Consider the following 19,942-nt stretch of genomic DNA (forward strand, 5'->3'; position numbering starts at 1 on the left):
AGCAATAGGAAACGGAATCGGAGGCAGAATGCTTCATTTTTTTAAGCGAAGACCGCAGATAAAGCGAAATTGGATGAAGATCGTTTTGATGGGTATTTCTCTGTCATCCGGTTCACATTACGCCTTTGCTCTGGACGTGAACGTCGCGTATTTGAAGCTGGTTCAAGACGCGATAACAGCGACTCCTATTTACCTACGCTCTCCCTCAAACAGTGGCATAGCTGGAGCTGAGTTATCCATCGAAGACAGCAACGGAGCTGGAAAATTTTTGGGTCATCAATACACGCTATCTTCAGTAAGAGAAACTAGCCAAGATGCACTCGTTTCCCACGCTAAATCGCTTAATCAATCAGGAACGAAGCTTTACTTAGTGGATAGTGACGCCGCGACGTTGAAACGCGTTCAAGCGGCTTTACCTTCTGAAGCACTGATATTTAATGTCAACTCAGCCAATCAGGCATTACGAACTGAGGCGTGCCTCGCCAATGTTTTACACACTTCGCCAAGCTATCGCATGTTGTCCGATGCCATTGCCCAATGGCTCCGTTACAAAAAGCTTACAAAGGTTCTGCTGATTACCGGTTCAACAGAGCAAGATTTGGAAATGGCAGACAATGTTCGAGCCAGTATCAAACGCCTTGGATTAAAGATCATCGCAGATAAGCCATGGACATTTGATGCCGATTTAAGGCGCAGCACCGCCAAAGAAATCCCGCTGTTCACTCAATACAAAAACTACGACGCCGTTTGGGTGGTGGATGTGCACAGCGTGTTTGGTCAGTACCTCCCTTTTAATACCTGGCTACCAAGACCCGTTGTGGGAACTCATGGATTACGAGCAGACAATTGGCATAAAGCGATTGAGCAATGGGCCGCCATACAACTTCAGCATCGATTTTTTGAGCAATCGGATCGATTTATGAATGCTCATGACTACTCGGCTTGGGTTGCCATTCGTGCTCTCAACGCGGCAGTCACTCAAACAAATTCAGTGGAACCTCATTTAATTCATGAACATTTGCTCAGCTCAACGTTTGAATTTGGTGCTTACAAAGGCAGAAAACTGAGTTTCAGACCATGGAGTGGTCAGCTACGTCAGCCTATTCCACTTGCTCACCCAAGTGCGCTTGTGGCATCCGCCCCATTAGATGGCTACTTACACCCTTTTAATGACTTAGACACTTTGGGCGCTGACAAACAGGATTCAAAATGCAATTTGACCAAGTAAAAAGGTTACTCGGATATATAAGAAATTCAAAAGGATAGGAAAATGAACCGTTATTTAAAGCATCTCCCTCTTTGCATGTTATGCACGTTGCCGTGGCTAACCGTGGCTTCTTTTGCGTCAGAGGTCGCCTATGTTTCTAATGAAAAAGACGACTCGATTAGTTTGATTGATATGGGCAGTTTAAACGTGCTCAAAACAATCACCGTGGGTGACCGACCACGAGGTATTTTGCTGAGTAAAGACAAGACCCAACTCTATATTTGTGCTAGTGAATCGGACACCGTGCAAATATTGGATTTAGCCACGCAAGACATCATCGGCGAGCTGCCTTCTGGGGAGGACCCAGAGCAATTTGCTTTGCACCCTAACGGGAGTACATTATACGTCGCTAATGAAGATGATGCCCTTCTCACCGTCATCGATATTCCATCCAAAAGCGTGATTACCCAAATTGACGTCGGCGTAGAGCCAGAAGGTGTTGCGGTGAGCCCGGATGGTTCGACCGTTATCGTTACCTCGGAAACCTCCAACATGGCGCACTGGATAGATTCTAAAACTAACCAAGTCGTTCATAATACGTTAGTTGATGAGCGACCAAGACATGCTGAATTTACCAAAAGTGGCGAAAGGCTTTGGATCAGCTCCGAGATTGGTGGCACGGTAAAAGTGATTGATACTGAATCAAGGCAAGTATTAAAGACACTCAGCTTCAAACCGAAAGGCATCCATTCCCATAAAATTCAGCCAGTGGGCATTCAGCTTTCGAGCGATGGAAAACTCGCATTTGTCGCCCTTGGCCCTGCAAACCATATCGCGATTGTCGATCAGCAATCTTTGGAAATTCTCGATTATCTCTTGGTTGGAAGACGTGTCTGGCACATGGCATTTAACGCGGCAGAAGACAAACTTCTTACTACAAATGGAGTCAGTGGCGACGTATCGATCATTGATGTCTCCAATCTAAAGGTTCTGAAATCCATCAAAGTTGGTCGCTACCCTTGGGGTGCTGTCATCAAAGAGACACCACAATGATTCCGGTTAGTGTTAAGAGCCTAACGTTTCAACGGGGCAATAGAATCACGCTCAAAGATGTCTCTTTCGAGCTCTCTAGTGGTATCACAATATTGCTTGGCCCTAATGGCTCTGGCAAAACCACCCTATTTTCATTACTTACTCGCCTTCTTCCTCAGCAGGAAGGTGAGATTTTGATGTTTGGCCAGTCTTTGATTGAACAGCCTCAGCACAGCGCAAAAAATACAGGTGTGGTTTTTCAACAAAGTGCTTTGGATTTAGATTTAACCGGTGAGCAAAACCTTTTTTATTACGGTGGGCTAAGGGGGTTAAGCAGAACAGAAACCGTCACTGCATTTTTGCCTTTGGTTCAAGAGTTTGAATTGGAGAACACCTTAAAAAAGAAGGTAAGAGAATTGAATGGCGGGCACCGGCGGCGGTTGGAGATAGTTCGGGCGATGTTGCACTCTCCACGTCTATTACTTTTAGACGAACCAAGCTCTGGTTTAGACCCCGAAGTAAGAAAAGTGCTCGTACGCTTAATACGAAAAACGGCCACACAAAGTGAAACATGTGTGCTTTGGGCTACGCACCTCATTGATGAAGTAGAGCTCAACGATAACGTATTAATGCTTTTAAAGGGGAACTTGATTGAGCAAGGTAACGTGAGTGAACTATGCCAAAAATACCGCTGTGACTCTGTTCAGCAATTGTATCAAACGTGTCTAGGGGCTGTTGAGCCCAAGTAAGGATGCAACGTGAACTATTGGTTTGGTTTTTCTAGCATTGTGTACCGTGAGCTTTTAAAGTTCACTCAGCAAAAAACACGCTTCGCCAGTAGCTTAGTGCGCCCCCTGCTCTGGCTAATCGTATTTGCAGCCGGTTTTAGAGCCGCACTGGGGATTTCGATAATAGAGCCGTACGCCACATACATTAATTATGAAGAGTACATACTGCCTGGGCTATGCGCCATGGTCTTACTTTTTAATAGTATGCAAAGCGCACTCTCCATCGTTTATGATCGCGAAATGGGGTCGATAAAACTACTTCTGACTAGCCCCCTCCCACGATGGTTCCTCATATTATCTAAGCAAATTGCCAGTTCGTTAGTTTCATTACTTCAAGTTTATGCCTTCTTAGGTATTGCCTACATATATGGGATTGAGCCACCAGCCCTGGGTTTCTTCTATGCGCTACCTGCTTGCTTCATAACGGCGATGATGCTTTCAGGTCTCGGGATCGTAATCGCATCCTACATTCATCAGTTAGAAAACTTCGCTGGGGTAATGAACTTCGTCATTTTCCCTATGTTCTTTATGTCGTCAGCCCTTTATCCTTTATGGAAAATGCAGGAATCCAGTGAATGGTTATACCAAATCTGCCGCTCTAACCCATTTACCTATTGTGTCGAGCTGATTAGGTACGCGCTCTATTCCCAATTTAATCAAATAGGAACAATAGTGGTAGTGACTCTTGCTCTATTATTTTCTTTATTGGCTTCCTATCAGTTTAATTTAAAAAAACAGTAGCCATGAATTTTCATTATGATATAACATATCAATATTAAAAATAATTAAATCTACCTTGGTTCAAAAATTACGTAATATTAGTAATCTCAATTTCAAAACCCTAGCACTGTAATCAAAATTCAAAGATCAATGCTAAATATTCTCTTTTCTTATTTACGAAACTTCTTTTAATTACTTATCAGTAATTGATAAATAAGCTCATTGCATAAACAATTAAACCAACTTTTTGTTTCAATATAATTTCAACGGTAGATTTATTATAGCTTACAGGTAACCTTTAGATTGTTCAGCGTTTAAACCCCAAGCTCAGAATAATATTTTATCGATGCCTTTTTTGAAGCAATACCACACTTTAGCCTGATTATTTATTTAACAGATAGTGTAAGAATTGGAATTTTTATGCACTTAGAATGGTTGAAATGCAAGCTTTTGATTTTCATTGCATTTAGCTCCATTTTCACATTTTATTTATTTTTCCTGTGAAAGATTATAATTATATTTGATATGCCTATTTTTCAATTACTACCATGGGTGGTCTCCTTTATATTCGAGAAACCTAATAAGCGTGTAAGCGCTCATTGCACGCTTTATTTAAGTGAACGTTATTTAAATAGAACTTTCTTGGATATAGAAATGGAACACTCAAAGTCAACTTCAAAGGAAATGAATAATGAAAATGGCGAACACTAAATTATCTTTGATCGCGATCTCGGTCGCGTCAGTCATGCTCTCTGGCTGTACTCCTGAACTATACGCAAAATATGTCAGCGACCAGATTGAGAAAGACGCGGTAGTAAAGCATCTCGATAAATTAGAAAAGCGTGCGGTGCCCACTCCGGATGGTAGTGCTCTTACTCGTGCCGCAGGCACAAAAGGCTATAAACGTTCACTAAAATATATCGCTAAGAAATTAAGAAAAGCCGGATATAAGGTGACTAAGCAAGGGTTTGATTTTAGAAGCTGGCAAGAATTACCAAACACCTCTGTTACGGTTGATGGTAAAGCTCTCCTCTCAACTAAAGATGCAGGAGAAGGCGAAGTCGCTGATTACGCAACCATGTCATACTCCGGCTCATCGAATGGGACAGTTGACGGCAACATCGTTTTTGTCACACCTGACTTCCGTTTTGATCAACCAGACTATGATGATACAGATGGCTGTGAGGCGACCGACTTTGATGGTAAGGATGTCACTGGCAAAGTAGCGGTGATTCAACGCGGTGGTTGCTCGTTCAACGCGAAAGCGACGAATGCTCAAGCAGCCGGAGCTACTGGTGTGATCATCTTTAACCAAGGTAACTCAGAAGGGCGTAAAGGCGTAGTGGCAGGTACGTTAAGCCGCGACAGCACCGTCACTATCCCGACATTTGGTTTGCGTTATGACCTAGGTAAACAATGGTTCGACGACCTTGCCAATGGTGCGATCAACGCTTCCTTAAATGTTACCGTCATGAACAGAATCGTGAAAACACATAACTTGATTGCAGAAACTCGCCGTGGCGATGATGATCAGGTTATTATGCTAGGTGCACACTTAGATTCTGTTCCTGAAGGTCCAGGCATCAACGATAATGGCTCTGGTTCTGCAGGCTTACTTGAATATGCGTTAACTCTTGCTGATACGGGTATCAAGCCTCGAAACAAAATCCGCTTCGCATGGTGGGCAGCGGAAGAAGCTGGACTAATCGGTTCAAACTACTACACCGAAGAACTGTTCAAACCTATTCTGGATGAAGCGCGTAAGCAAATCATGGAAGAACTAGGCATTGAAGATCCGGCCGATCTTACTGAAGAACAAAACAAACTGGTTGAAGCTCGTTACAACGAAATGAACAACGTGAAGTTGTATCTAAACTTCGACATGATCGGTTCGCCTAACTACATTTACGGTGTTATGGATGGCGATTTGTCAGACACGAAAGACAGCCCAGATAACGCGTATACTGGCGACTTCGAGCCTCCATTTGGTACATCAGACATTGAAACTCAGTTTATCAATTTCTTTGGTGACAATGGCGAGACAACTGTCCCTCAAGCACTTTCTAAACGTTCTGACTACGCAGGATTTGCAGATTGGGGAGTCGCATTCGGCGGGTTATTTACTGGTGCAGAGAAACTTAAGTCGGCTGAAGAAGTCGGTGAATTTGGTGGTGATATCGATGTCGCATACGACAAGTGTTATCACCGTGCCTGTGACGATTCAACTAACGTCAGTCACAAAGCACTGTTCATGAACACCAAAGCTCTAACCTATGTCACGACCTACTATGCGATGAGTGAAGACTTATTCCCAGAACCTGCTGAACCTAAAGCAGCAGCACGACAAGCTCGTAGCTTCTCTGCGGAATCCGCTCCAAAAGAAACACTGCGCATTGGTGAACGTCTGAAAGCAGCAGACAGCGTATCTGACCACGATCACTTCCATGGTGATTTTGACCAAGACTTCGAATAACACGGTCTGAATCCCAGCCATATTAATGGCTGGGATTTTTTTCTTGTTCTAACTTTGGTATCACGCTTTTAAGGTCATTTTGCAATTCAAGTGTACTTTGTTGACCAAGTTGCCTCATCTCACATGAGGGTTTGTGCAGTAAATGTGAGCCCTTGTGGTCTTAACACCAATCATCTCTTATTGATAAACTTGTGGAAAAATACGTGCTACGACGCATTTCTTCGAGGGTTTTCCACAAGCCAAAAAACCTCCAACCCCATTAAAATAGGACAACATCACTACATTGTTCATTTCTGCACCACCTTATTTACTAACAAAACTAGCAGCTAACCCGCTAGGAATGGCACAGATTATGGAAATAGGTTTAGTGGAATAAGCAGCAGGTTACACAACATAATTAACAGGTATTAACATGAGTTACATCTAGCTTAAAAAGCTTTAAATTCAACAAGTAAATTAAAAATCTCCTACAAACTATCAGCCCCAATCCATACTGATTACAGCAACAATTTTCATGAGTACCATTGCGTAAGCGGCGTGCAGATAACTTGCGTCTCCGTTCAGATTTGTACTCTCGAAAACGAAAATCATAGGAATATCATACGCTGGTAACGAGTGTTAACCGAGTTATCCACAGAAAATGTGGATAACATTTTGAAAACGTTGCCAGATCACAAAACAGTAATAAAAAAACACACTAATCAGATTTTTTACTACTGTCATTAAAGTGAAAACTGTATGCACTATATTTCACAACAATAAACTCAAGTGATTTTAAGATACGAGGATTGAACTTTGCGTATGGAAATTCAAAATCATCTGGCTAGAGCATCAGTAAAAAGCAATTTGGGTTCAGAGCCTTCTAGCGATAGCAAAAATTGGCTTAAAGAGCCCGTAAAAGCGATTGTTAAACCTGCTTTGCGCGTTAACCCAGAAGAAGGGGTTACTACAGGCTTTGTTGGTAGTGCAACAGAAACAATTGCTGGTGTCATGACACCGGAAAGTATGGTCTGGTACTAAACCGCTACAATATCGACTCTAACCATATAGATTCGTTAACTGTATCCTAGCGTTTCCCCTATAACGCCAGAGGTAAAGAGCTCCCATGCGAGCTCTTCTGCTTACTTGCCGCTAGTCTAATCAAATTCGAACAGTACTCATTTATCTATATACCCAAGTTTTATCTATATACCCAAGAGGTCTCAAGGTTCAGGATTCAGGTCTTCGTATTCTGTTCCAGTTCAAGGAAAAGAACGCAGCGGAATAAACTGCCTCGCTAACAAAACATGCACAAAGAATGTGTCTACATTGCGACCAATTTGATTCAACCTAACAGATCTTTATTCCCATGGTTGTACATGCCTAATCAGCGTTTTAAGGTGAGAACAGATTAATCGCTAAGAGGTAGTTCCATGAAATACACACAAGATCATCTCGACGAATTGAACCTTCTTCTTCAATTCGATATCAGTAGCTCAGCCACTGGTATTAAAGTCCACCAAGACGCATCAGAATCGGCACAAGGGGCGGTCCAGCGATTGTTTCAAAAAGGTCTATGTACTCAAGCCGACGGTGGCTATTTAACGGATGAAGGTATCGAAGTGGCTGAACACGCAGACAAGGTTCTTCGCGTTTTAAGTGCCACAGGTGCTTAAGCATGAAGAAAATCGCCATTTTAGGCGCAGGCTGGCTAGGACTTCCCCTAGCCAAATTGCTGATAGAAGCCGGCCATAAGGTTATTGCTAGTAAAACAACCCTTGAAGGTTGTGAGCAACTTAAACAGGAAGGCATTGAAGCTTTTCTATTCCGCTTATCTGAAAATGAACAAGAGTGTGCTAGCCAGCTTATTCAACATCTGAAAAACCATGACATTGACGTTTTGATAGGTGCATTTCCACCTGGTTTTCGTAAAGGAGGCGGTCTGCATTATTTGAATCACTGGCAAGCTATGGTTAAAGCCGCAACCGACGCTGGTGTTAAGAAAATAGTAAAAGTCAGCTCCACGACCGTTTATCCAGAGCAACCAACCAAAATGAATGAAGCGTGTGCTTCTCTTTCCATTGCACTTGAAAATACCGCATTTTCTGAAAAAGCTGTCATCATGTTGAAAGCTGAACAAGCCATTATTGAATCTGGCTTGGACTACGTTGTGGTTCGATGCAGTGGTTTGGTTGGCGCAGACAGACACCCATCCCGTTTTGCCGCGAGGTTAAAATCGGTCAGTTCTTCTGCTCCCGCCAATATGCTGCATCAGGATGATGCTGTTGGCGTCGTCGCTTTCGCTGTGACCAATCTCCAAAATACCGTTGTCAACGCAACCAGCCCGTCAACCGTGAGTAAAGCGGAATACTATCAACGAGCCATTGAATCCGTGAGTTCAGATAGTGTCCTTTCATTGCCCCCCGTGGTAGACCAACCCGGTAAAATGATCGTGACGGACAAATTGATTTCTTTGGGCTATCAGTACCTCTATCCGAGTACTTTAGACGCGCTATAGGAGAGTGTATGGCAACCCGGTTATATCAAGATATAGAAACTGTTTGGCATTACATGCAAATGCACCAACGTATTGAAAATGCAGATTGCATATTTTGTATGTGCAGCAATGATGAAAGAGTGGCGGAATATGCCGCTAGCCTCTATTTGAAAGGCATCGCACCAAAATTGGTGTTTTCCGGCGCACAAGGTCGCCTAACTGAAGGCTTATTTGATCTCAGTGAAGCAGAACATTTTGCAGAAATTGCAAAACAAATGGGCGTTCCATCAGAACACATATTGCTAGAAACACACGCGACCAATTCAGGTGAAAATGTGGTTTTCACTGCCAACTTGTTTAGAGAAATTGATTTTTCCCCAGACCGGGTTTTGTTGGTTCAAAAGCCTTACATGGAAAGGCGCGCATACGCGACGTTCAAGAAACAATGGGACTTGCCATACGTAGAGGTGAATGTCACATCGTCTGGAGGCAAATTTTCAGACTACTTCACCGATTCGATACCCTCCAATTTAGTTATCGAAACCATGCTCGGAGATTTTGAGCGTTTGCAAACTTATCCTGAAAAGGGATACCAGATCGAACAAGACATCCCAGACGGGGTGATGCTTGCTTATCAGAATATAAAAGCGCGACCTTCTTTTTCTTAATAAAAAAGTGATAATCACAACTCAGCCCAAACCTCATTTGATGCTTGGGCTGAGTATAAAAGAAGTGAACTCATAAAGAAGGCGCATAGCAGGAGAAATTTAATGGAAGTCTTGAATCAAGCTGTCGGCTTTCTTGCAGAAAATAAACTAATATCAAGTGCACTGCTGATTTTGCTCATTGTACTGGTTAGAAGAATCGTCATTTCTTTGATCCGAGGTGACATCAATTTCCTCACCGAAGACCAAAGAAAATGGATCTCTCGCACCAAAAACAGTGCGTTTTCAGTCATCATTATTACGCTATTTTTATTATGGCAATCCGAAATCAGTGAATTTGCACTGTCGCTCACCGCAATTGCTGTAGCTGTTGTAGTCGCATCTAAAGAAATTATTCTGTGCTTCACAGGCTCGATTCAAAGGGCGAGCTCTCGTTCATTTAGAATTGGTGATTGGATTGAGGTTGGTAACCTTTGTGGGGAAGTGATTGAGCACAATTTGATGGCAACAGTGATTCAAGAAATTGATTTGCACCACGGTAACTATAACTACACCGGAAAAACAGCAACTCTACCAAACAGTATGTTTTTCAGTGTTCCCGTGAAAAATCTAAACTTTATGAAACGCTACGTTTACCACAGTTTCAATATTGTTGTAGGGGAATTTCGTAACCTTTACCCTATGTTCCCTAGCCTCTTGGCAAAAATTGATGACCACTGCGAAGACTTTATTGATGTCGCTAAACGATACAACGTTGTCATTGAGCGTCATGCCGGCGTCGATTTACCTGGTGCAGAACCGCATATCTCCGTTTCTAGCGCGAATACTGGCGAACAAATTGTTCATTTCATGCTTTTTTGCCCAACAGATCGCGCATTTGAAATTGAACAGCTGATTCGTGAAGATTTTATGGCTATGTATCAACGCCATTTCGGTCAGAAGAATCCAACTTCACTAACCTAAAATCAGGTTAATAATTTGCACTGTGCTCCGCGTGCTACATACAAGAAACCAAGCGACTGGCTTGGTTTTTTTATTTGTATTGATTCTTAAAAGTTTGGGTGGCTAAAAACGAAAAAATCTCGACATTTCTGTCGAGATTTCAGAATTTTGGAGCGACACACGAGGTTCCCGATCTTCAAGGCGTAGGCGTGACCTCAACCTTGACAAGGTTGTGCTTGCTTTGAGTTTGATAAGGGAATTCTGAGTGAAAAATTGGAGCGACACACGAGGTTCCCGATCTTCAAGGCATAAGCGTGACCTCAACCTTGACAAGGTTGTGCTTGCTTTGAGTTTGATAAAGGAATTCAGAGTGAAAAATTGGAGCGACACACGAGGTTCCCGATCTTCAAGGCGTAAGCGTGACCTCAACCTTGACAAGGTTGTGATTGTTTTGATTTTGATAAAGGAATTTGGAGTGGGAAATTGGAGCGACACACGAGGTTCCCGATCTTCAAGGCATAAGCGTGACCTCAACCTTGACAAGGTTGTGCTTGCTTTGAGTTTGATAAAGGAATTCAGAGTGAAAAATTGGAGCGACACACGAGGTTCGAACTCGTGACCTCAACCTTGGCAAGGTTGCGCTCTACCAGCTGAGCTAGTGTCGCATAATATTCGAGAGATGGTGCCCCGGGCCGGACTTGAACCGGCACAGCGCGAACGCCGAGGGATTTTAAATCCCTTGTGTCTACCAATTCCACCACCAGGGCACACAATATTCATTGTGATGGAGACACCATCTTGATATCGCAATGAAGCCATATCATTTTAATTTGGAGCGACACACGAGGTTCCCGATCTTCAAGGCTTAGGCGTGACCTCAACCTTGGCAAGGGAACACCTTGCATCACAATTTGATGAAGTATCATCAAACAAAATTTGGAGCGACACACGAGGTTCGAACTCGTGACCTCAACCTTGGCAAGGTTGCGCTCTACCAGCTGAGCTAGTGTCGCAAATGGAGGCGCGTCCCGGAGTCGAACCGAGGTCCACGGATTTGCAATCCGCTGCATAGCCACTCTGCCAACACGCCTTCAACTCAATTCGAAAACTTGAATCAGTTCCTCTTGAGTACGGGGAGGCATTCTACGCATTCCCGCGAGAGCGTCAACTGTATTTTTTAGTTTTTTGATTCGTTTGGCTATTTTCCGGTCAAAACACGCAAAACAGTTCTTTTAATCATCCCATAGCTAGTCTCTATAGACCTTTCGAGATTATTCTTCAAACAGTTTGTAACCCATTACCAAAGCCAACGAGATAAGTTTTACGCTAGGTATATACCCATGCATAAGAACGGAAACAAGAGTCTTCTTTCCGTTAACAATGTTGAATTCATCAATCAGCTCATTAGCCAAGTATTAATTGTGAGTTTTTCGACCGATTCTATATTTTTAAAAGTACGAGGTGCTATAATCTGCGCCTCATTATGATAGGGACCGTCAATGAATAACTCGCAATGGCAAACGGATCTGCTGCAACGCGTGCGCAATGTTTTCACCTCTGCCTCGGCAGAAGAAGTGATAGAACGGCAGCAAAAAATTCGCGAGTTATCAGAAAAGTACGGTCATTCTATTCCAGTAGAGTTTCAATCTTTTTTTAATGCCTACACACTCTATCGAGGTGGTAAATTAATTCCCGCGCTAAAGGAATTTTTTGATTGTGTATCCCTGTGTCAAACCCACCAACAGCATTACCTTCTTCTTATTGCCTACTTCAATATTGGGACCATTTTCGGGTTACTAGGTGATCACTCTCATGCCAGTGAATTTCTGACAAAAGCAGAAAGGATTAATAAATACGGTGACAAGCGCCTAGCCTCTCTCGTTAAAAACAACATTGGTGATCTATTTGCTGCGGTAGGGCAACACCAGAATGCGATAAAATATTTTACTGACGCTATTAAAGGTCTGAAAGAGGATGAATTTCAGTTTTCACTGATTTCCTACATTAATTTAGCGGGATCTCATATCGAATTGAAACAATACGATGAAGCTAAAGCCATTTTCGATATCATTGAAACTCATGCTTCTGGAAATGTTCGATACCTCAGTTTTTACTATCAAAGAAAAGCAAAGTACTACATCTCAATTAATGAAGTAGAACTCGCGAAGCAACAGCTCGACCTTGCAATAGAAGCCATCAAACAATGCAAAAACGATTACTATTTGTCTGAGATGACTTTAGATTATTGTGAGCTTTTGCTCGCACAATCCAATTGGGATGAACTAGACAATCATTTAGAAGACGGGCTTTCATTAGCAAGAGAGATTGGTGCCAACAAGCTGATCGATAAATTCAATCACATCTTGCTGTCTCGAGTTGAACAAATGCCATCTGGCGAAGAACGAGATAAGCACTATCAATTGATGTTTGCATCACTTCAAAAATCTCGTGAATCAGCGATATCTCGAGAACGTGACTATTTAAGCCAGATCTATCAGCTAAATATGGACAGGCTGGCATTAGAATCGGCACAAGACATCAATAAAAACCTTCGTTTAATCAATAGAATTGGGCAATACCTCAGTACATGCGACAATTTCAAAGATGTTATCTTTCAACTGGTAGCAGACCTAAAAGGCTTGTTTAAAGTCGGCACTTTAGCCATTGGCTTTTATCAGCCAAAACGCAATCGTATTTTCGTCGAGTATTACTATGAAGATAGCGAAATAAAAGATTCGCATTACATCGACTTTTCAGAGCAGGCAACATTCTTCGAGTACTGCGGGAAAAACAAGTGCCCTCTCTACTTCAATGATATGACCGTAGATAAAAAAGTCGCCATGTTAGGCAGCTCGGCAAAACACGGAAACAAAAATTCGCTGTTATTCGCTCCTATTACCATAAACGGTGAAGTAAACGCGATATTTACCATCCAAGCTGGTGATTGCTATGCGTATCAAACTTATCAGTATGAACTTTTTCTCCAGCTAACAAACTATCTTTCAATTGCACTTGAGAACCAGATAAACCGAAGAAAGTTGACGTTACTTTCTCAGACGGATCACTTAACCAGGCTTTGGAATCGCCAATCGCTTGATGCCCATTACCTAGATCTTCAAAAGCAGAATATCTCTGAATACAGCATCGTGATGATCGACATTGATTGTTATAAACAGCTAAATGATTACTACGGTCATGTTGAAGGGGATAAGGTCTTGGTGGCGATCACACAGTTGATTAAGGGAAATTGTGAGCTACTAGATGCCGAATGTTATCGATATGGCGGCGATGAGTTTGTTGCCATTATTCCGAATCAAAACGTCGCCTCTGTGACTCAAACGGTTCAGAACATACAACACTCTTTGTATGAATTGAAAATACCGAATGAACATTCCTACTGTGCTGATCGTGTTTCGCTCTCTATTGGTGTAGCACACTTTTTTCACAGTGCTTTGGACGTAAGCTTATCTGATTCATTACATCATGCCGACACGGCTCTCTATCACGCCAAACGTAGTGGAAGAAATCAATTTGCAGTGTCACAAATTAAAAAAGCGGATTAATCATCCGCTTTTTCTTTGAATCTTTTTTGAGACCAACTTTCGACCACTAATAATTCAATTGCACTCTATTGATGCTTCTCGTCTAGTAAGTCGTCTTTTGCCGCAACTAAATACTGCATCATTGACCAATAGGTTAGGATTGTCGCAAAGTACAGAGCAGCATAACCTAGCCATACCATCCAGTCGTCATAGCGCCAAATGAGAACCCATAGAGCAAACATTTGCGCTAACGTTTTCACTTTACCTACCCAAGAAACAGCCACACTTGAACGTTTACCTATTTCTGCCATCCACTCGCGTAGCGCTGAAATGATAATTTCTCGAGCAATCATGGTAATAGCCGGAATAGTAATCCACCACGTTGCGTAATGCTCTGTGATAAGAATGAGTGCGGTCGCCACCATCACTTTGTCGGCAACAGGATCTAAGAACGCTCCAAAACGCGAAGTTTGCCCTAGTTTACGAGCCAGCATGCCATCGAGCCAATCGGTGAACCCAGCAACCCAAAACACCATTGCCGCGGCAAAAGGAGCCCACGATGCGGGGATATAAAACACAATGACAAATACAGGAATCAGTACTAATCGAAGTAAGGTAAGAATGTTCGGTATGGTAAAACGCATATATATTTTAGGCTCTTAGACATTGCGCGCTTAATGGTGCGTCAAAACGGTTATGGTTTCAATGCTTGATGGATGTTTTCTGCCAAAGAAAGGCTAATACCGGGAACTTTGGCTATTTCTTCAACACTTGCGCGTTTGAGCTCCTGTAATCCACCCATGTATTTGAGCAATGCTTGGCGTCGTTTGGGTCCAACACCTTCAATTCCTTCAAGTGCACTGGTTTTTCTGGTTTTTCCACGCTTGGCTCTATGTCCAGCAATGGCATGGTTATGGCTTTCGTCTCGTATGTGTTGAATAAGGTGTAACGCTGGTTCATCCGTCGCCATGTTAAATTCATCGCCATCGGTCGTAATCATGGTTTCTAAACCAGGTTTACGCGTTATCCCCTTTGCTATACCAATGAGCCTTGGACGCTTAGGCCAATCGTCCCAATGTTGTGAAATGATTTCGTGTGCACGATTAAGCTGCCCCTTACCGCCATCGATAAAAATGATGTCAGGGATTTTTTCCACATCCAGTTGCTTTGAGTAACGGCGATCAAGAACCTGTCCCATTGCAGCATAATCATCTCCGCCAGTTATCCCTTCAATGTTATAACGACGGTACTCTTGCTTCACAGGTCCTTCTCGATTGAAGACAACGCAAGATGCAATAGTACTCTCCCCCATTGTATGGCTGATATCAAAACACTCCATACGTTGAATAGAATCCATGCCAAGATGTTCTTGCAGCGCTTTAACACGCTGGTTGATGGTCATCTTGTGGTTGATTTTGGTCGTAATTGCCGTGAGTGCATTGGTATTCGCCAACTTCAAGTAACGAGCTCTCGTCCCTTTTGGATTGGTTTGAATGGTAATTTTTCTGCCTGCAATCTCCGACAATATATCTTGGAAAGGCTCTGCATCTTCAAACAAGTCTTGGTCCAAAATAAGTCTTGAAGGAATGGTTCTCGCCTCGTTATGGCTCAAGTAATATTGGCTCAAAAAGCTATGGAAAACTTCATGCCTGTCGGTATTGTTCGGGATTTTTGGAAAATGACTACGACTCCCCAACACCTTGCCTTGGCGCACCATTAAAATGTGAATACACGCAACGCCATTCTCTTGTGCAAAACCAAGTATATCCAAATCATCCATTGAGTCTTCAGATACAAATTGTTGCTCTTGCACGCGTCGGATAGCTTGGATCTGGTCACGAAGTGTCGCTGCATCTTCAAACCGTAATTCCATGCTGGCTTTTTCCATTTTGGAAACAAGGGTTTCGACAACCTGCTTGTCTTTTCCGTGCAAGAAAAGACGCACATAATTGACGATCTCTGCATATTCTTCATCGGAAATGATGCTGGATACACAAGGCGCAGCACAACGACCAATTTGGTACATCAAGCACGGTCTTGTTCGGTTGCTGTACACCGTGTCTTCACACTGCCTAACGGGGAAAATCTTTTGGATCAGGTGTAATGTTTCTCGAACGGCACCAGAATCTGGGTAAGGACCAAAATACTCGCCTTTGCGCTTTTTAGATCCTCTGTGCATTGATATGCGAGAGTGCTTATGACCACTCAAAAAGATGTACGGATAGGACTTATCATCCCTGAGAAGTACGTTGTACTTGGGAAGATACTGCTTTATGTAGTTGTGCTCTAAAATCAGCGCTTCAGTCTCAGTGTGAGTAACTGTGACGTCTATTTTGTCAATGTGACTGACTAACGCGCGTGTCTTTTCGTTATCGACTTTTTTGCGAAAATAGCTTGAGAGGCGTTTCTTAAGATCTTTGGCTTTACCGACATAAATTACCGTCGACTCGGCGTTATACATTCTGTATACGCCGGGTTGACTGGTAACGGTATTAAGAAAGGAACCGGAATCGAACGTCTGAGACACTACAACGTCTCGGTGTCGATCATTCCGTGACGAATGGCTAAGTGGGTCAATTCAACATCGCCGCTAATATCCAGCTTGCTGAAGAGACGGTATCGGTAACTGTTCACCGTTTTAGGGCTCAGACTTAATTGCTCTGAAATGTCAGTTACTTTTTGCCCCTTAGTAATCATCATCATGATTTGAAGCTCTCGTTCCGAAAGGTCTTTAAAAGGGTTTTCAGATGCGGAAGAGAATTGGCTTAACGCCATTTGCTGCGCTATTTCAGGTGAAATATAACGCTGCCCCGAATGCACCATTCGAATGGCATTCACCATTTCGTCTGGTCCTGCTCCTTTTGTCAGATACCCTGCAGCTCCCGCCTGCATTACTTTAGTTGGGAAAGGGTTCTCTGTATGCACTGTTAGTACAATGATTTTTACATCAGGGTTAAATCGAAGCACTTTTTTTGTGGCTTCTAAACCGCCAATGCCTGGCATGTTCATATCCATTAAAACAACGTCAGCATGGTTATTTCTACACCACTTGACGGCTTCTTCACCGCTGTCAGCTTCCCCTGCTACGTTCATACCACGGACGTCTTCAATAATACGTCGTATCCCTGTGCGAACCAGCTCGTGATCATCTACAAGGAAAACATTAATCAAACTTGTATCTCCACACTAATTTTTTGGTTCTCGCTATGTTTTCAATTCACCATCTAGTGAACCAATCACATAAATATCAGATGAACTCATCATATCGCAATTCTGGCTTAAAAATTACAACGAATATGCGTCCTAACGCAAACTTTAGTCATAACTTATAATCAGACTCGTTAAGTCGCCCTCCATTTGAACCAAATTCCACCGTTTGTTGTAGGAATTTTAGTCACCTATAGAAAAGAATGCGAATTAACACTTTATTGATATTTCAGTAATACCAACTTAACGTCTTAAATTCCATTAAATAATCCGACATAGACCTCATAAATAAAAGTTCTAACTTATAACCAAACTGCAAATACGGATGGATCTGGCGTTATATCAGCGAAACAAATGCAACCATGCTCTTACCTATTTATCGGGAAAAACTTCATGGGTGGCGCACCTTTGGCGGACTCAGGTATACTCCATCAGTATCTGTATAGCCATTTACAAAGGCACAAAGTTTGACCGTTCAAGATGGGTTCGTTTTAACAAGGCAAGCACGTGATGTGTCTGGAAAGGCGCAAGTCGATTTATGGCTAAATACAGATGGTGGTCCCGTCCATGTCATCATCCCAAACCAGAAGCCTGTCTTTTTTATTGAGACAGAGCAGAGCGTATTAGCCTCCGACCTTATCAACGATGCTCATATTGAACACCAAATTAAGCCATTGCCGCTCAAAACGTTCGATCAAACACCCACGTCTGGCGTTTACTTTTCATCCATTAAAAATGCCAATGCCGCTTCTCAAATTCTTGCGAGCAATGAGCTGATTACGTACGAATCGGATGTACGACTTGCCGACCGATTCCTCATGGAGCGATTCATCCAAGGCAGTATTCAATTTCAAGGTAATTTAGTACCGAAGCGAGATCACAATCAATACGTAAGTGCTCAGTGTAAAAGCGGGACCTACCACCCTACTCTGACTCAGGTATCACTCGATCTAGAATGCAGCGAGAAAGGCATACTCTATTCCATTGGATTGGATAGCGAAATGGATAGCCGAGTCATTATGATTGGGTCTCCGGAACCCTGTGACACAGCTGTTCAATGGGTAGAAAATGAATTTCAGCTACTTCAAGCCATGTGTGACTGGTTTACTCAGTTTGACCCAGACATCATAGTCGGCTGGAGTGTGATCGATTTCGATTTTCGATTACTCCATAAACGATGCGAGTGGCATAACTTGCCTTTAAAAATCGGTCGGGGTGGGCAAAACGCGCATTTTCGCCAATCGAATAGTACCAATCAAAGCTTCATCCGCATTCCCGGCCGCGTTGTTCTCGATGGAATCGACACTCTAAAAACCGCAACGTATCACTTTCGATCTTGGTCTTTAGAGTCCGTATCACAAGAATTGCTTGGCGAAGGAAAAGACATTCACAATGTCCATGATCGTATGGATGAAATCAATAGAATGTTCAGAGAAGATAAGCCATCGCTGGCCAAATATAATTTGCAAGACTGTAAGCTGGTCAACCGAATTTTTGAACATACCCATTTGCTCGAATTCGCAATAGAACGCTCAAAGCTAACGGGTGTCGAGCTAGATAGGGTTGGTGGATCGGTAGCCGCGTTTACCAACTTATACCTACCTCGACTTCATCGCGCTAACTATACTGCCCCGAACCTTCAGCCTGAGAACTGGCTTGCAAGCCCCGGTGGTTATGTCATGGATTCGGTTCCGGGGCTATACGACTCTGTGCTGGTTCTCGATTTCAAAAGCCTATACCCTTCCATTATTCGTAGCTTTCTCATCGACCCATTAGGATTAATTGAAGGGCTTAAACTCGATATTGGCAACACTCAAGATTCTGCCGTTGAAGGGTTTCGTGGTGGGCAATTTCACCGCGAAAAGCATTTTTTACCTAAAATGATCGAGCAGTTGTGGGCAGCCAGAGACGTAGCCAAAAAGAATAATGAGAAAGCATTCTCGCAAGCCATTAAAATTATTATGAACTCTTTTTATGGAGTGCTTGGCTCTTCTGGCTGTCGTTTCTTTGATACACGTCTTGCGTCCTCCATTACCATGCGAGGGCATGAGATCATGAAGCAAACTCGCACGCTAATTGAAGAAAAAGGTTATCAAGTTATCTATGGCGACACTGACTCTACATTTGTCGCGTTAAACAAACCACACTCTCAGCAAGAAGCTGACGCTATTGGGCATGTTCTCGTTAGCCATATCAACGAATGGTGGACGTCTCATCTCACCTCTGAATACGGTGTCACCTCTCACCTCGAACTTGAATACGAAACACACTACCGGAAATTCCTAATGCCCACTATCCGAGGATCAGAAGCCGGCTCTAAAAAGCGTTACGCTGGTTTAATTGGGGAAGGGAATGAAGAAGAAATCATCTTTAAAGGTCTAGAAAGTGCCAGAACCGACTGGACGCCCCTTTCTCAAGAATTCCAGCAAACCTTGTACGACATGGTTTTCCACGACAAGGATCCGAAAGATTACATTCGCGAGTACGTTGAAAAAACCAAAAACGGGGTTTTCGACCATCAGCTTGTCTACCAAAAAAGGTTACGTCGTAAGCTGGCAGATTACCAAAAAAACATTCCTCCACAAGTGAGAGCTGCTCGGTTAGCTGATGAAAAAAATGCAGCCCTTGGTCGACCACTGCAATATCAAAACAAAGGCAGAATAGAATACGTCATTACTTTAAATGGTCCGGAACCAAATGAGTATTTACAAAGCCCTATCGACTATCAACACTACATAGATAAACAACTAAAACCTGTAGCAGACGCTATTCTCCCCTTTATTGGATTAGACTTTGAAAGCTTGAACGCGCCGCAGCTTGGACTTTTTTAGTGTTTTCCTTTTCACCTTATAAAAAGAGCCAGACAATGTCTGGCCCTTTACTTCATTTA

At 42.8% G+C, this 19,942-nt stretch carries 15 protein-coding genes and 4 tRNA genes; 12 read left to right on the forward strand and 7 right to left on the reverse strand.

All coding sequences use genetic code 11. From position 1 onward, the window contains the following. Nucleotides 1–73 precede the first annotated feature (73 nt). The 10 genes from LDO37_RS10120 to LDO37_RS10165 all read left to right on the forward strand — a co-directional run bounded on the left by LDO37_RS10120 (nucleotide 74) and on the right by LDO37_RS10165 (nucleotide 10,324). Complete coding sequence (locus tag LDO37_RS10120; protein WP_224055112.1) at nucleotides 74–1,228, forward strand: ABC transporter substrate-binding protein; 1,155 nt, start codon at nucleotides 74–76, stop codon at nucleotides 1,226–1,228. Nucleotides 1,229–1,270: 42 nt separating this feature from the next. Then, nucleotides 1,271–2,260, forward strand: coding sequence for a YVTN family beta-propeller repeat protein (locus tag LDO37_RS10125; RefSeq protein ID WP_126609483.1), 990 nt, complete (start codon nucleotides 1,271–1,273; stop codon nucleotides 2,258–2,260). Further along, nucleotides 2,257–2,988, forward strand: coding sequence for an ATP-binding cassette domain-containing protein (locus LDO37_RS10130; protein WP_126609484.1), 732 nt, complete (start codon nucleotides 2,257–2,259; stop codon nucleotides 2,986–2,988). The genes LDO37_RS10125 and LDO37_RS10130 overlap by 4 nt, the downstream gene beginning before the upstream one ends. Nucleotides 2,989–2,997: 9 nt before the next feature. Next, the gene (locus LDO37_RS10135; RefSeq protein WP_126609485.1) at nucleotides 2,998–3,768 is read left to right on the forward strand and encodes an ABC transporter permease; all 771 of its coding nucleotides are present in this window, start codon (nucleotides 2,998–3,000) and stop codon (nucleotides 3,766–3,768) included. A gap of 670 nt (nucleotides 3,769–4,438) precedes the next feature. Then, a complete protein-coding gene (locus LDO37_RS10140) occupies nucleotides 4,439–6,220 on the forward strand; it encodes a M28 family metallopeptidase (protein ID WP_126609328.1) in 1,782 nt (593 codons plus the stop codon). Between the two features lie 801 nt (nucleotides 6,221–7,021). Next, nucleotides 7,022–7,240, forward strand: a complete 219-nt coding sequence (locus LDO37_RS10145) for a hypothetical protein (protein WP_126609327.1) — start codon at nucleotides 7,022–7,024, stop codon at nucleotides 7,238–7,240. A gap of 392 nt (nucleotides 7,241–7,632) precedes the next feature. Then, nucleotides 7,633–7,875 carry a TIGR02647 family protein gene (locus tag LDO37_RS10150; RefSeq protein ID WP_126609326.1) on the forward strand — a complete coding sequence of 81 codons (243 nt, stop codon included), beginning with the start codon at nucleotides 7,633–7,635 and terminating at the stop codon, nucleotides 7,873–7,875. Between the two features lie 2 nt (nucleotides 7,876–7,877). Beyond that, on the forward strand, nucleotides 7,878–8,717 hold the full coding sequence (locus LDO37_RS10155; RefSeq protein WP_126609325.1) for an NAD(P)H-binding protein: 840 nt from the start codon (nucleotides 7,878–7,880) through the stop codon (nucleotides 8,715–8,717). A gap of 8 nt (nucleotides 8,718–8,725) precedes the next feature. Next, nucleotides 8,726–9,364, forward strand: a complete 639-nt coding sequence (locus tag LDO37_RS10160) for a YdcF family protein (protein WP_126609324.1) — start codon at nucleotides 8,726–8,728, stop codon at nucleotides 9,362–9,364. A gap of 102 nt (nucleotides 9,365–9,466) precedes the next feature. After that, nucleotides 9,467–10,324, forward strand: a complete 858-nt coding sequence (locus LDO37_RS10165) for a mechanosensitive ion channel family protein (RefSeq protein WP_126609323.1) — start codon at nucleotides 9,467–9,469, stop codon at nucleotides 10,322–10,324. Between the two features lie 568 nt (nucleotides 10,325–10,892). Here the strand turns inward: LDO37_RS10165 and LDO37_RS10170 are convergent. The 4 genes from LDO37_RS10170 to LDO37_RS10185 all read right to left on the reverse strand — a co-directional run bounded on the left by LDO37_RS10170 (nucleotide 10,893) and on the right by LDO37_RS10185 (nucleotide 11,393). Beyond that, nucleotides 10,893–10,968 (reverse strand) — tRNA-Gly (locus LDO37_RS10170). A gap of 15 nt (nucleotides 10,969–10,983) precedes the next feature. After that, a tRNA-Leu gene (locus tag LDO37_RS10175) sits at nucleotides 10,984–11,070 on the reverse strand. A gap of 170 nt (nucleotides 11,071–11,240) precedes the next feature. Continuing rightward, a tRNA-Gly gene (locus LDO37_RS10180) sits at nucleotides 11,241–11,316 on the reverse strand. 3 nt (nucleotides 11,317–11,319) lie between these two features. Next, nucleotides 11,320–11,393: transfer RNA gene (locus tag LDO37_RS10185), tRNA-Cys, on the reverse strand. 409 nt (nucleotides 11,394–11,802) lie between these two features. Here LDO37_RS10185 and LDO37_RS10190 point away from each other — a divergent pair. Further along, on the forward strand, nucleotides 11,803–13,866 hold the full coding sequence (locus LDO37_RS10190) for a sensor domain-containing diguanylate cyclase (protein ID WP_126607800.1): 2,064 nt from the start codon (nucleotides 11,803–11,805) through the stop codon (nucleotides 13,864–13,866). A 65-nt stretch (nucleotides 13,867–13,931) separates the two neighbouring features. On the opposite strand, the gene pgsA is transcribed toward LDO37_RS10190, so the two are convergent. From pgsA to uvrY, 3 genes are read right to left on the reverse strand one after another with little or no spacing between them, the layout of a single operon-like run. Next, nucleotides 13,932–14,489, reverse strand: a complete 558-nt coding sequence (gene pgsA, locus LDO37_RS10195; protein WP_104402545.1) for a CDP-diacylglycerol--glycerol-3-phosphate 3-phosphatidyltransferase — start codon at nucleotides 14,487–14,489, stop codon at nucleotides 13,932–13,934. 50 nt (nucleotides 14,490–14,539) lie between these two features. Next, nucleotides 14,540–16,372 (reverse strand): excinuclease ABC subunit UvrC, encoded by a 1,833-nt coding sequence (gene uvrC / locus LDO37_RS10200; RefSeq protein WP_126607801.1) that lies wholly within the window; start codon nucleotides 16,370–16,372, stop codon nucleotides 14,540–14,542. Then, nucleotides 16,372–17,016, reverse strand: coding sequence for a UvrY/SirA/GacA family response regulator transcription factor (gene uvrY / locus LDO37_RS10205; protein ID WP_101115258.1), 645 nt, complete (start codon nucleotides 17,014–17,016; stop codon nucleotides 16,372–16,374). The genes uvrC and uvrY overlap by 1 nt, the downstream gene beginning before the upstream one ends. A gap of 503 nt (nucleotides 17,017–17,519) precedes the next feature. Here uvrY and LDO37_RS10210 point away from each other — a divergent pair. Further along, nucleotides 17,520–19,883: a DNA polymerase II gene (locus LDO37_RS10210; protein ID WP_126607802.1), complete on the forward strand. Its 2,364-nt coding sequence runs from the start codon at nucleotides 17,520–17,522 to the stop codon at nucleotides 19,881–19,883. Nucleotides 19,884–19,942 lie beyond the last annotated feature (59 nt).

The sequence above is a fragment of the Vibrio penaeicida genome, from assembly GCF_019977755.1.
Classification (GTDB): Bacteria; Pseudomonadota; Gammaproteobacteria; order Enterobacterales; family Vibrionaceae; genus Vibrio; species Vibrio penaeicida.

Coding starts and splice junctions, on each gene's coding strand:
- LDO37_RS10165 (WP_126609323.1), top strand. CDS start 9,467: ATGGAAGTCTTGAATCAAGCTGTCGGCTTTCTTGCAGAAAATAAACTA.
- LDO37_RS10160 (WP_126609324.1), top strand. CDS start 8,726: ATGGCAACCCGGTTATATCAAGATATAGAAACTGTTTGGCATTACATG.
- LDO37_RS10190 (WP_126607800.1), top strand. CDS start 11,803: ATGAATAACTCGCAATGGCAAACGGATCTGCTGCAACGCGTGCGCAAT.
- LDO37_RS10150 (WP_126609326.1), top strand. CDS start 7,633: ATGAAATACACACAAGATCATCTCGACGAATTGAACCTTCTTCTTCAA.
- LDO37_RS10130 (WP_126609484.1), top strand. CDS start 2,257: ATGATTCCGGTTAGTGTTAAGAGCCTAACGTTTCAACGGGGCAATAGA.
- LDO37_RS10145 (WP_126609327.1), top strand. CDS start 7,022: ATGGAAATTCAAAATCATCTGGCTAGAGCATCAGTAAAAAGCAATTTG.
- LDO37_RS10120 (WP_224055112.1), top strand. CDS start 74: ATGAAGATCGTTTTGATGGGTATTTCTCTGTCATCCGGTTCACATTAC.
- LDO37_RS10125 (WP_126609483.1), top strand. CDS start 1,271: ATGAACCGTTATTTAAAGCATCTCCCTCTTTGCATGTTATGCACGTTG.
- LDO37_RS10155 (WP_126609325.1), top strand. CDS start 7,878: ATGAAGAAAATCGCCATTTTAGGCGCAGGCTGGCTAGGACTTCCCCTA.
- LDO37_RS10140 (WP_126609328.1), top strand. CDS start 4,439: ATGAAAATGGCGAACACTAAATTATCTTTGATCGCGATCTCGGTCGCG.
- pgsA (WP_104402545.1), bottom strand. CDS start 14,489: ATGCGTTTTACCATACCGAACATTCTTACCTTACTTCGATTAGTACTG.